The 12,083-nt window shown below is 73.5% G+C and carries 12 protein-coding genes; 4 read left to right on the top strand and 8 right to left on the bottom strand.

What is annotated here, in order from left to right; translation table 11 throughout:
• Positions 1–124: 124 nt before the first annotated feature.
• A complete protein-coding gene (gene uvrA / locus ACN267_RS02715; RefSeq protein ID WP_204959162.1) occupies positions 125–3,070 on the bottom strand; it encodes an excinuclease ABC subunit UvrA in 2,946 nt (981 codons plus the stop codon).
• Positions 3,071–3,293: 223 nt separating this feature from the next.
• Complete coding sequence (gene rsgA / locus ACN267_RS02710; protein WP_421487836.1) at positions 3,294–4,373, bottom strand: ribosome small subunit-dependent GTPase A; 1,080 nt, start codon at positions 4,371–4,373, stop codon at positions 3,294–3,296.
• Positions 4,374–4,550: 177 nt separating this feature from the next.
• On the opposite strand from rsgA, the gene ACN267_RS02705 reads away from it, so the two are divergent.
• Both ACN267_RS02705 and ACN267_RS02700 read left to right on the top strand, forming a co-directional pair.
• Positions 4,551–5,270 (top strand): maleylpyruvate isomerase family mycothiol-dependent enzyme, encoded by a 720-nt coding sequence (locus ACN267_RS02705; protein ID WP_281895765.1) that lies wholly within the window; start codon positions 4,551–4,553, stop codon positions 5,268–5,270.
• A gap of 7 nt (positions 5,271–5,277) precedes the next feature.
• A complete protein-coding gene (locus tag ACN267_RS02700; RefSeq protein ID WP_281895762.1) occupies positions 5,278–5,931 on the top strand; it encodes an MBL fold metallo-hydrolase in 654 nt (217 codons plus the stop codon).
• Between the two features lie 36 nt (positions 5,932–5,967).
• Here ACN267_RS02700 and ACN267_RS02695 read toward each other — a convergent pair whose 3' ends face one another.
• Together ACN267_RS02695 and ACN267_RS02690 are read right to left on the bottom strand one after the other, a co-directional pair.
• On the bottom strand, positions 5,968–6,585 hold the full coding sequence (locus ACN267_RS02695) for a DedA family protein (RefSeq protein WP_204959166.1): 618 nt from the start codon (positions 6,583–6,585) through the stop codon (positions 5,968–5,970).
• 127 nt (positions 6,586–6,712) lie between these two features.
• On the bottom strand, positions 6,713–7,396 hold the full coding sequence (locus ACN267_RS02690; protein ID WP_421487835.1) for a class I SAM-dependent methyltransferase: 684 nt from the start codon (positions 7,394–7,396) through the stop codon (positions 6,713–6,715).
• A gap of 180 nt (positions 7,397–7,576) precedes the next feature.
• Here ACN267_RS02690 and ACN267_RS02685 point away from each other — a divergent pair, with 180 nt between their 5' ends.
• Positions 7,577–7,780, top strand: coding sequence for a cold-shock protein (locus ACN267_RS02685; RefSeq protein WP_067314937.1), 204 nt, complete (start codon positions 7,577–7,579; stop codon positions 7,778–7,780).
• A 188-nt stretch (positions 7,781–7,968) separates the two neighbouring features.
• Here the strand turns inward: ACN267_RS02685 and ACN267_RS02680 are convergent, their stop codons facing one another.
• Both ACN267_RS02680 and ACN267_RS02675 read right to left on the bottom strand, forming a co-directional pair.
• On the bottom strand, positions 7,969–8,157 hold the full coding sequence (locus ACN267_RS02680) for a DUF397 domain-containing protein (protein ID WP_281895757.1): 189 nt from the start codon (positions 8,155–8,157) through the stop codon (positions 7,969–7,971).
• Entirely contained in the window at positions 8,148–8,726 is a 579-nt protein-coding gene (locus ACN267_RS02675; protein WP_421487834.1) for a DUF5753 domain-containing protein, read from the bottom strand. The genes ACN267_RS02680 and ACN267_RS02675 overlap by 10 nt, the downstream gene beginning before the upstream one ends.
• Before the next feature lie 237 nt (positions 8,727–8,963).
• Here ACN267_RS02675 and ACN267_RS02670 point away from each other — a divergent pair, with 237 nt between their 5' ends.
• On the top strand, positions 8,964–9,263 hold the full coding sequence (locus ACN267_RS02670; RefSeq protein ID WP_281895756.1) for a flavin reductase: 300 nt from the start codon (positions 8,964–8,966) through the stop codon (positions 9,261–9,263).
• A 100-nt stretch (positions 9,264–9,363) separates the two neighbouring features.
• Here ACN267_RS02670 and ACN267_RS02665 read toward each other — a convergent pair whose 3' ends face one another.
• The gene (locus ACN267_RS02665) at positions 9,364–10,221 is read right to left on the bottom strand and encodes a hypothetical protein (protein ID WP_204959169.1); all 858 of its coding nucleotides are present in this window, start codon (positions 10,219–10,221) and stop codon (positions 9,364–9,366) included.
• A gap of 195 nt (positions 10,222–10,416) precedes the next feature.
• Positions 10,417–12,078 (bottom strand): CocE/NonD family hydrolase, encoded by a 1,662-nt coding sequence (locus ACN267_RS02660; RefSeq protein ID WP_421487833.1) that lies wholly within the window; start codon positions 12,076–12,078, stop codon positions 10,417–10,419.
• Positions 12,079–12,083: the final 5 nt, after the last annotated feature.

Genomic DNA, 12,083 nt, shown 5'->3' with positions numbered 1-12,083 from the left:
CGACGGTTCATCCCGGCCGCCCGGGAACGCCCTGCGCAGCGGGCCGACGCGCCACCGCGCCCCGCCGCCGGGCGTGGACAGGCCCGGCGGCGGGGGCGTGCGGGCCGGGCGGCGGGCCGCCGGGTCAGCGGGCCCCGGCGGGCACCTTACGGGTACGCGCCTTCGGCGTCGTGCCGTTGGCGCGGGCCGCCCGGGTCACCGCCGCCTTCGCGCCCCGGGCCTGGCCGTCGAGCTTGAGCACGGAACGCAGGAACTGCCCGGTGTGGCTCTCGGCGACCTCGGCGACCTCTTCCGGGGTGCCGGTGGCGAGCACGGTGCCGCCCCGGTGACCGCCCTCGGGGCCCATGTCGATCAGCCAGTCGGCCGTCTTGATCACGTCGAGGTTGTGCTCGATGGTGATCACCGTGTTGCCCTTGTCGACCAGGCCCTCCAGCACCATCAGCAGCTTGCGGATGTCCTCGAAGTGCAGGCCGGTGGTGGGCTCGTCGAGCACGTAGACCGTCCGGCCGGTGGAACGCTTCTGCAGCTCGGAGGCCAGCTTGACCCGCTGCGCCTCACCGCCGGACAGCGTCGGCGCGGGCTGGCCCAGCCGGACGTAGCCCAGGCCCACGTCGTTGAGCGTGCGCAGGTGCCGGTGGATGGCCGGGATGGCGGAGAAGAACTCGGCCGCCTCCTCGATCGGCATCTCCAGCACGTCGGAGACGGTCTTGCCCTTGTAGTGCACCTCCAGGGTCTCCCGGTTGTACCGGGCGCCCTTGCACACCTCGCACGGGACGTAGACGTCCGGCAGGAAGTTCATCTCGATCTTGATGGTGCCGTCGCCGGAGCACGCCTCGCAGCGGCCACCCTTGACGTTGAACGAGAACCGGCCGGGGCCGTACCCCCGGACCTTGGCCTCGGTGGTCTCGGCGAACAGCTTGCGGACGTGGTCCCAGACCCCGGTGTAGGTGGCCGGGTTGGAGCGCGGGGTACGGCCGATCGGCGACTGGTCGACGCCGACCACCTTGTCGACGTGCTCCAGCCCGGAGACCCGGGTGTGCCGGCCCGGCACCAGCCGCGCGCCGTTGATCTGGTTGGCCAGCACCGCGTACAGGATGTCGTTGACCAGCGTCGACTTGCCCGAACCGGAGACCCCGGTGACCGCGATCAGCTGCCCCAGCGGGAACGGCACGGTGAGGTTGCGCAGGTTGTGTTCGCGCGCCCCGTGCACCACCAGCTCCCGTTCCGGCGTCTGCGGCCGGCGCTGCCGCGGCGTCGGGATCTCCCGCCGGCCCGACAGGTACGCCCCGGTCACCGACTCGGGATTGTCCAGCAACTCCGGCACCGACCCGCTGTGCACGATCTTGCCGCCGTGCTCGCCCGCGCCGGGGCCGATGTCGACGATCCAGTCGGCCACCCGGATGGTGTCCTCGTCGTGCTCGACCACGATCAGCGTGTTGCCCAGGCCACGCAGCCGCAGCAGGGTCTCGATCAGCCGGTGGTTGTCCCGCTGGTGCAGGCCGATCGACGGCTCGTCGAGCACGTAGAGCACGCCGACCAGGCCGGAGCCGATCTGGGTGGCCAGCCGGATGCGCTGCGCCTCGCCACCGGACAGGGTGCCGGCCGCCCGGTCCAGGGAGAGGTAGTCCAGGCCGACGTCGAGCAGGAACCGCAGCCGGGCGTTGATCTCCTTGAGCACCCGCTCGGCGATCATCTTCTGCCGGTCGGTCAACGTGATGCCGGCGAGCAGCTCGGCCGCCTCGCCCACCGACAGGTTGCACACCTCGGCGATGCTCCTGCCGGCGATGGTGACCGCCAGCACCTCGGGCTTGAGCCGGGTGCCGCCGCAGGCCGCACAGGGCACGTCACGCATGTAGCCCTCGTACTTGTCGCGCGACCACTCGCTCTCGGTGTCGGTGTGCCGCCGCTCGATCCACTGCACCACGCCCTCGAAGCCGGTGTAGTAGGAGCGCTCGCGGCCGTACTTGTTGCGGTAGCGCACGTGCACCTGGTCGTCGGAGCCGTGCAGGATGATCTTCTGGGCCCGGGCCGGCAACGCCCGCCAGGGGGTGTCGACGTCGAAGTGCTGGCTCTCGCCCAGCGCCTCCAGCAGGCGCAGGAAGTATTCCAGGTTGTGCCCGGTGGCCCAGGGCTGCAACGCGCCCTCGCGAAGGGTGCGCTCCGGGTCGGGGACGACCAGCTCCGGGTCGACCTCCTTCTTGGTGCCCAGGCCGGTGCACTCCGGGCAGGCCCCGTAGGGCGCGTTGAACGAGAACACCCGGGGTTCCAGGTCCTCGATCGCCAACGGGTGGTCGTTGGGGCAGGCCAGGTGCTCGGAGTAGCGGCGCTCCCGGGCCGGGTCGTTCTCGGGCAGGTCGACGAAGTCGAGCAGCACCAGGCCGTCGGAGAGGCCGAGCGCGGCCTCGACCGAGTCGGTCAGCCGCTGCTTGGCGCCCGGCTTGACGCTGAGCCGGTCGATCACCACCTCGATGGTGTGCTTCTCCTGCTTCTTGAGCTTCGGCGGCTCGGTCAGCGGGTGCACCACCCCGTCGACCCGGGCGCGGGCGTAGCCCTTGGCCTGGAGTTCGGCGAAGAGGTCGACGTACTCGCCCTTGCGGCCCCGGACCACCGGGGCGAGCACCATGAACCGGGTGCCCTCGGCCATCGCGAGGACCCGGTCGACGATCTGCTGCGGGCTCTGCCGGGAGATCCGCTCGCCGCAGACCGGGCAGTGCGGCTCGCCGATACGGGCGAAGAGCAGCCGCAGGTAGTCGTAGACCTCGGTGATGGTGCCGACGGTGGAACGCGGGTTGCGCGAGGTGGACTTCTGGTCGATGGAGACGGCGGGGCTCAGGCCCTCGATGAAGTCGACGTCGGGCTTGTCCATCTGGCCGAGGAACTGCCGGGCGTACGACGACAGCGACTCGACGTAGCGGCGCTGCCCCTCGGCGAAAATGGTGTCGAAGGCCAGGCTCGACTTGCCGGAGCCGGAGAGCCCGGTGAAGACGATGAGGGCGTCCCGGGGCAGGTCGAGACTGACGTCACGCAGGTTGTGCTCGCGCGCGCCACGGATGATCAGACGGTCGGCCACGGTGCGGGTGCTCCCGGAAGAAGAATATGAGGCGGATCTGTCCGCTCCGAGTGGGATCTGAGCGGTTTTACGGGGCGCAGAAGGAACGCCTGCGCAACTCTAGCCCCGGGCTACGACAACTTCCCGCACGCCAACATTCCCCCAGCTCACACCGGTCGGCCGACCCGCCGGGCACACCACCGCACCCGGCCCGGCCGGTCGGGACCGGCCGGGCCGGAGCGGGTCAGAACCCGCCGGGCAGGGGCGGCGTCGGCGGCCGGGCCGGCCGCCGACGGCCACCCCGCCAGCCGCCCCGCCGCTCGGCCGCCAACCGGCTCTGCCGGCGACCGCTCTCGTACGCCAGCTCCCGCTGGAGCCGACGCCAGCTCTCGAAGCGCCGGCCCGGCAACTCCCCGGCCTCCACCGCCTCGCGCACCGCACACGCCGGCTCGGCGGTGTGCCCGCAGTCGGCGTACCGGCAGCCGGTGGCCAGCTCGGCGATGTCGGTGAACGCCCGGTCCAGCCCGGTGTGCCCGTCCAGCAGGCCCACCGCCCGGACCCCGGGGGTGTCCAGCACCGCGCCGCCGCCGGGCACCGGGACCAGCGCCCGCCAGGTGGTGGTGTGCCGCCCCTTGCCGTCGACCCGGCGGATCGCCTGGGTCGGCATGACCTCCGCCCCGACCAGCGCGTTGACCAGGCTCGACTTACCCGCCCCGGACGGGCCGAGCAGGGCCAGCGTGCGCCCCGCCGCGACCAGCGGACGCAGCGGCGTCAGGCCGGTGCCCCGCTCGGCGCTGACCGGCAGCACCGGCACCCCGGGGGCGACGGCGGCGAGCTGCCGGGCCACCGCCTGCGGGTCGGCGGCCAGGTCGGCCTTGGTGAGCACCACCAGCGGGGTGGCCCCCGACTCGTGGGCCAGGGCGAGCAGCCGTTCGATCCGGGCGGCGTCCGGCTCCGGGTGCACCGGCTCGATCACCGCGGCGGTGTCGAGGTTGGCGGCGAGCACCTGGCCGCTGGCGTCCTTGCCGGCGGTGCGGCGGACCAGCGCGGTCCGCCGGGGCAGCACCGCGTCGACGGTCACCGGGCCGTCCGGCCAGCGGGCCAGCAGCACCCAGTCACCGGCGCAGGGCAGGGCGGTCAGGTCACGGGCGGCGGCGGCCAGCACCGCCGGGCCCAGGCTGGCCCGGACCGGTCCGTCCGCGCCGAGCACGGTGCACACCCCCCGGTCGACCCGGGCCACCCGGCCGGGCCGGCGGTCCGGACGCCGCCGCGCGTACGCCGCCCGTTCGGCGTCGAGGCCGAGGGCGGTCAGATCGATGGTCATGTCATCCTCACCGGGGTCGGAACTGGTCGTGGCGCAACACGCGTACTGCGACCGGCATGACCACCACCCCCGTCCGTCGTCCCGGTACCGTGTCAGGCCGACGGTAGGCCGCCGGCCGACAGGCCGAAAGCGAATTCCCCGGCGGCGCAACGCTGTCCGGACCGTTAGGGTCGTGGCGTGACGACGGACCCACTGATGTTTACCGGTGAGGTGGTCGACTCGGCCGCCCGCCTGCTGGACACCGCCGCCGGGCTCGACGCGGCGGCCGTCGCCGCCCCCAGCCTGTTGCCCGGCTGGTCCCGGGGCCACGTGCTGACCCACCTGGCCCGCAACGCCGACGGGCTCGTCAACCTGCTCACCGCCGCCCGCACCGGCGAGGACATCCCGATGTACGAAAGCGTCGCCGCCCGCGACGCCGACATCGCCGCCGGTGCCGGCCGCCCACCCGCCGAGCTGCTGGCCGACCTGCGCCGCAGCACCGACCGGTTCGCCGAGGCGGTGGCCGCGATGACGGCGTCGGCGTGGAGCGCCACCGTGCAGGCCCGACGTGGCCCGTGGCCGGCCGCCCTGGTCCCCTGGGCCCGGTGGCGCGAGTTGGAGGTGCACCACGTCGACCTGGCCGCCGGCTACCGGCCGGCGGACTGGCCGGCCGCGTTCGCCCCGCACCTGCTGCACGAGGTGGCCGGTGGGCTCGCCGAGCGGCCCGACGCGCCCGCGCTGGTGCTGCGGCCCACCGACGGCAACCGGCCGGAGCTGGTGGTGCGCGACACACAGGACGCCCCGCAGGTCGCCGGCAGCTGCGCCGCGCTGGCCGCCTGGTTGATCGGCCGCAGCAGCGGCGACGGGCTGACCGTCACCCCCGACGGTGCCCTGCCGACCCCACCGGAATGGATATAGACCACACATGAGCTACACCGGAGACGTCACCCCCGGCGGCCCACCCGCCGTCCGGGAACTGGACCGGCTCACCGTCACCAAGGTGTCGGTCGGCCCGATGGACAACAACGCCTACCTGCTGCGTTGCCGCGACACCGGCGCGCAGGTGCTCGTCGACGCCGCGAACGAGGCGCCCCGGCTGCTCGACCTGATCGGCGACGCCGGGCTGACCTCGGTGGTCACCACCCACCGGCACATGGACCACTGGGTCGCCCTGGAGGAGGTGGTGGCCACGACCGGCGCGTCGGCCCTGGTGCACGCCGACGACGCCGAGGGGCTGCCGATCGCGGCGCAGCCCCTGACCGACGGCGACACCGTCGCGGTGGGCGACCAGACGCTGGAGGTGATCCACGTCAAGGGGCACACCCCGGGGTCGATCGCGCTGCTCTACCGCGACCCGGCCGGCACCCCGCACCTGTTCACCGGCGACTCGCTGTTCCCCGGCGGGGTGGGCAACACCGACCGGGACCCGGAGCGGTTCGGCCAGCTCATCGACGACGTCGAGCACAAGCTGTTCGACCGGCTGCCCGACGACACCTGGTTCTATCCGGGGCACGGCGCGGACAGCACGCTCGGCGCGGAACGGGCCTCGCTGCCGCAGTGGCGGGCGCGCGGCTGGTGAGCCGGTGACGGCCCGACGGTGACCGTCAGGCGTCGGTCAGCCCGGCTGGCCGACGCCGGTCAGCGCGCGCAGCCGACGCCGGGTGCCCAGCAGCACCAGGCCGGCCAGCAGCAGGCCGACCGCCATGGTGACCAGCAGCGGGTTGCCGGGCAACAGCCCGGCCAGGGCCCGCGACGCCGCGCCGAGGGCCAGGTAGAGGCCGGCCCAGGCCGCCGCGCCGAGCGCGGCGCAGACGACGAACCGGCGGTACGACATCCGCAGGCTCCCGGCCGCCAACGGCAGCAGCGTGTTGAACACCGGCAGGAAGGGCGCGACGAGCACCATCCGCCCACCCCCGGAGCGCAGCAGCTGCTCGGCGGCCGACCAGCGGCCCTCGCCGATCCAGTCGCCGACCCGGCTGTGCCGCAGCCGCTCGCCGAAGATCCGCCCGGCGAGGAAGCTCAGGGACCAGCCGGTGAGGCAGCCAGCGACCACGGCGACGATGGTCGCCACGCCGGCGACCGGCCGGCCCACCCCCACCGCCGCGAGGATCGCCACGTCGCCGGGGACGAGCACCCCGAGCAGCGGTACGGCGTCGGCGAGCATCACCAGCCCGAGCGCCGCCATCAACAGGGCGGTCGGCAGGTCTCCGAGCTGGGCCAATTCGTCGAGCACGAGATGACGCTACGACCATCGGGCGTCCCGGCGCATCGGGTCGCGACCCTGATCACTCCCCGAGTTTTTCGGCGGGCTCCCCGAGGTGGGGCCACGACGCGACGGGGGACGTGCCGGTGGGGGTGCTTCAGCGGGGGCGGAGCACCTGGACCCGGCGGACCGGGGAGTCGACCGAGGGTTCGGTGGTGGGCACCGGGTAGCTGGCCACCACCTCCAGCACGTCCGGCGGCAGGTGTCCCCGGTCCGGGTCGCCGACCAGCACCTGCGCCCCGCCGTCGGCGGCCCGCCGCAGGTACGGCAGCACCCGTCCGGCGAGGTCGCGGTCGTAGAGGACGTCCCCGGCGACGAGCAGGTCGGCCTGGGTGCCGTCGTCGTCGAGCAGGTCCTGGTGGCTGGCCTGCACGCGGACCCGGTTGGCCCGCGCGTTGACGGTGACCGCCGCCACCGCGTACGGGTCGACGTCGTTGGCCACGACCTGGGTGGCGCCGGCCAGCGCGGCGGCGATGGCGACGAGTCCGGAGCCGGCGGCCAGGTCGAGCACCCGCCGGCCGGCGGCCAGTTCGGGGTGGTCGAGCAGGTGGCGGGCGAGGGCCTGGCCGCCGGCCCAGGCGGACGCCCAGAACGGCGGGGGCAGGGTGTGCCCGGCGCTGGCCTCCATCCGGGCCCACCAGACGATCGCGTCCTCGGCGAGGTGCAGTCGCACCTCGGGCACGAAGGGGGTGGGCACCAGCCGCAGCCGGTCCAGCCCGTCACCCGGCGCGTCGATCTCGCGTTCCAGCTCGGTCAACGCGTCGACGCGCGGTCGGTTCACCGGTCGAGTGTGCCGCAGCGGCCCCCTTCCGGGGCGACATTCCGGCCACCTGCGAGTTTCCGTCCGCATCCTGCGGCTTTTCAGCCGGCAAAAACCGGATCGGCCGGCTACTGTCGGGGCAGTACAGGGCGATCATCCGCCGCGACGGCGGGGTCACCCGTTGTAAACAGGGAGAGATGCATGGCAACCGGCACGGTCAAGTGGTTCAACTCGGAAAAGGGCTTCGGCTTCATCGAGCAGGACGGCGGAGGCCCTGACGTCTTCGTTCACTACTCGGCGATCGCCACCAGCGGCTACCGGGAACTGCAGGAGGCCCAGAAGGTCGAGTTCGATGTGACCCAGGGGCAGAAGGGTCCGCAGGCGGAGAACGTCCGCCCGCTGTAAGTCTCCGTGCCGGTGGCGGCGGCCCGGGGCCGCCGCCACCGAGCGCTGCCGGTAGCGGTCGACTCCGCTGCCGGGTCCACTGACTCAAGCCCGGCCGGGTGTTCCCGGACCGGGCCACCTGCCGTCGACCGGCAGGCCGCCGTGCTGCGGTGGGTGTCGGGTCGCCGGTGGGCGTGTGTCCGCCCCGGTCAGCCCCGCTTGGCGTGGCGCAGGAACGCCCGCCAGGCGGCCGGCGCGAAGGTGAGCACCGGGCCGGAGCGGTCCTTGCTGTCGCGGACGCCGACGACGCCGGGCAGGTTGGCCGCCACCTCCACGCAGTCGCCGGAGTTGCCGCTGCTGCGGGTGCTCTTGTGCCAGATCGCGCCGGTCAGGTCCATGAGTCTGCCGCCTCCGAGATCAGCTTGATGGTGGCCCCGTGGGACAGCGCCTCCGCGCGCACCGACTCCCAGCATCGCCGCAGCGATTGTACGTCCGCCGTCCGTTCGACGAGCGTTCCCTGTAGCTGGTTGTCGAGGTAGGCGACGTCGTCGCCCTCCGGCGGTGTGGCGATCACGAACGCGCCGTTGAGCCCGGGGTAGGCGCCGGTGTCCCTCGGCACCAGGTGCAGGTGCACCCGCGGCCGGTCGCCGAGCTGCCGCAGGTGCAGCAACTGCTCCCGCATCACCTTCGGCCCGCCGACCGGGCGTTCCAGCACGGAGTGGTCGAGCACCGCCACGAACAGCGGCGGGGACGCCCGGTGCAGGATCTCCTGTCGGGCCAGTCGCGCCGCGACCTGCTGCTCCATCTCGTCGCCGATGAGCTGGCTCGCCCCCTCGTGCAGCGCGCGAGCGTAGTCCTCGGTCTGGAAACGGCCGGGCACCACCAATGGCTGGAACGAACACAGCGCGGTCGCCTGCTGCTCGATGGTGACCCACTCGCGGAACCAGGGCATCAGGCTCTCGCGCACCTGGGCGTCCCTGATCCGGGCCAACAGGCCGTCACTGCGGTGCAGCGCGAATGCCTTCCGACGGTAACGGCAACCTCACCAGACTGTCACCTGTGGCGGACCTGCCCGACGCCGGAGGGGCTCGGGCCGACTCCGCCGGGCCGCCCCCGTCCCCCTGGGGGCGGCCCCTCCAGACCCGAGGAGGTAACCCGTGCCCGCCAGGACGCACCGCACCCGCCGGCCGACCGCCGGTCACCGGTGACCGGCGTCGACGACGACACGGCACGGCGTCGCGGCGCGCTCCCGACGTCGGCCCGCCGGGTGGTCCCGCACGTCGCCATGCGTCCCCTGTGGCGCTGCCGCAACTGCGGCGCGGAGTGGCCCTGCCAGCCGGCCCGGCTGGGCCTGCTGGTCGAGTACCGGGACGACCGGACCGCCCTGCTCGGCTATCTCGCCGCCCTGATGACCGAGGCCGACCACCAGCTCGGCCAGCTCCACCCCGGGCGACGCCCGGAACTGACCGACCGTTTCCTCACCTGGGCCAGGGCCCGGGGATGACCGCCGACAGCCGTGGGCACCCCTTCCGCAGGAGGCGGGGCGGAAGGGGTGCCCACGGGGTCCTCGGCCGCCTCCGGGCAGGCCGGCGTGCACGGTGCCGTCAGGCCACCAGCCGCTTGGCCAGCTCGTCGGCGACCTGCTTGGCGATGGTGGGCGGGATGGCGGCGGCGATCTTCTCCGGGGTGAGCCCGGCCAGGACCCCGGCGATGATCGCCTGCTCGTCGGTGAAGTCCTTGTTGGCCAGGGCGGTCAACGCGGTCTGCAACGAGGTCAGTTGCGCACCGAGCGACTTCAGGGTCGGGTGGGTGACGACGAAGTCGGGGTTGGTGTGGTCCTCCCCCATCGCCATCCGGGTGTAGATCTGACCCACCGGGTTGCGGCCGTCGAGGACGGTCAGGTTCTTGTGGACGGTCTCCAGCCAGGCGTGCTCTTCGGGTGTCATGTCGGTGTCCTCCAGTAGTCCGATGCCGGTCAGGTAGCGCCGGAACAGCGGGGTCTGGTCCCGTCCGGCCTTGGTCGAGTCGCGGAAGAAGCTGAAATGGGTGTGCCACAGGTGCGAGTCGTCGCCGGAGCTGCGCTTGCCCAGCCGGTCCCACCGCCTGACGACCTTGCCGTCGGGCGAATAGATGATCTCCCGCAGGTCGCGGCTGTCCACCGTGTTCGCCCGGCACTGGGCGACGCACCAGGTGGAGAACGTCTGGAGATTGTGGGTGGCACCCCCGGAGCGGACGCTGAACGTGCCCACGTCCAGCCCGGAGGCGTAGAGGGTGAGGCCGCCTGAGTCCCGGGGCGACTCCACCACCGAGTAGTCGTTGGTGACCACCCGGTCGGAGCCGCAGTGGTAACCACCCCGGTGGGCCGGATCACCGACGATCCCCACCGCGGCGGGATCGAGTCCCTTGATCGTGTCGAGCAGGAGCCGGCGGACCGCCAGCAGATTGGCCGGAGCCGTCGTCATGACGCCCCCCTCTCCGCAGCCGGAACCGGGAGGCACCGACTGCTTCAGCAACAGGCCAGGGCCGGGGAATTTTCGCTACTCCGCGTATGGATCACCCACCGGGGAAGCCGAACCGACCGCTGGTGCACGTCATCGAGCGTTGCGACAGACGATAGTCCCAGTTGGGAGAAAAACCCCAGCTCAAAGGGGTTGTCTTCAGATAGGTGGAAGCTGGGAACCGGCTGGGACCACCGGCAGCACGAGCCGCGACGGATGCGATGGATCATGCAGGATCTGCCGGACCCCAGCGCGGAGCGTGATCGCCTCGCCGAGCGGCTCACCGGTGCCGGGATTGCGCGCGTAGCGGGGATGGGCACCCCCGGACACCTGCACCCGCAGCCGGTGCCCGGCCGCGAACCGGTGCGCCACCGGCCACAGCGGCACCGGCACCCGGGTCACCCCGTCCGGGTCGACCGGGAACCGGCCGGGGGCCACCCGGACCAGACCGTCGCAGATGTTCCAGGACCGGCCACGCCGGTCCACGTCGCACAACCGCACGAACACGTCCAGGTACGACAGTTCGCTGCGGACGTGGATCTCGGCGTGCACCGGGCCGACCACCTCGACCGGGTCGGTCAGCACCGCGCCGGTGTAGACCAGCACGTCCGGCCGGGCCTCGACGGGACGGTTGTCGACCGGGCCGGCGCGCTGGGCCACCAGCAGCGGACCGCCCAGCGACGGGGTGGGGTCGGCCGGGTCGTACCGGATGGTGTCGGGGGGCGACGCGGCCGGCGGCTGCGGGGCGAGCCGGCCCCCGGCGTGCAGGTGCCACGGAATCGCGGTGGCCGGCGGCGGCCACTCGGGCAGGTCCCGCCAGCCGCCGCCGTCCCCGCCGACGTGCACCCGCACCGGGGCGCGCGGCGACGGCGGCCGGCCGTTCAGGTGGGCGTCGAGCCAGCCCAACCCCTCCCGCAGCGCCTCGGCCAGCAGGCCGGGGCTGCCGTGCGTCCACGGGCCGACGGTGAGCCGGGTGGGTACGCCCGCCGCCCGCAGCGCGGCATGGTCGGCGAGCTGGGCGGGGAGGAAGATGTCCTGCCAGCCGGTGACCATCGTCACCGGGGCGCGCACCTCGGTGATCCGCGCGTCGAAGACCCGGGTCCGCCAGTAGTCGGCGTCCGGGGTGTGGTGGCGCAGCCACTCCTGAAAGAACGGCACGGTCACCCCGGTCGCCACCCGGTCGGCCTCGGCCAGCGGCAGGTGGGCCAGGGCGGCGGCCAGCCGGGGCTGCCCGCGCTTGAGTTCCCACTGCCGGGCCAGCCACGGCACGGTCTGCGCCTGGAGCAGCTCGGCCCAGGTGAGCACCGTGTCCAGGGCGAAGGACTCCCCCGCGTACGTCGAGTCGCGGGTGGTCGAGGCGGTGACCACCGCGACCATCGCGGCCAGCTCGTCGCCCGCGTCGGCGGCCAGCGCCCACTGGACGAAACCCTGGTAGCTGGCCCCGAACATGCCGAACCGGCCGGTGTACCAGGGCTGCCGGCGCAGCCAGTCGACGGTGTCCAGCCCGTCGTCGCGCTCGTGCACCAGCGGGTCGAACAGCCCGTCGGAGCCGTCGGTGCCCCGGCAGGACTGGATCACCAGGTGGAAACCGCGACCGGCGACGAGCCGGCCGAGCAGCCGCATCGGCCCGCCCCGCCCGTACGGGGTGCGGATCAGCACGGTCGGCGCGCCGGGCAGCCGGGGGGCGTAGTGGTCGGTGCGCAGCCGCGCCCCGTCGCGGGCCCGGACCGTGAGGCCCCGGGTGACGTCGACCCGGTGGGTGGCGGCGGCCGGCAGACGCAGCACGGCGGCGGCGAGGCGGGCGAGCGACAGGTCCGGCACGGCGG

The sequence above is a fragment of the Micromonospora sp. WMMD734 genome (genome assembly GCF_049178975.1).
Lineage (GTDB): Bacteria > Actinomycetota > Actinomycetes > Mycobacteriales > Micromonosporaceae > Micromonospora > Micromonospora wenchangensis.
This window is presented reverse-complemented; position numbering and strand designations above follow the sequence as displayed.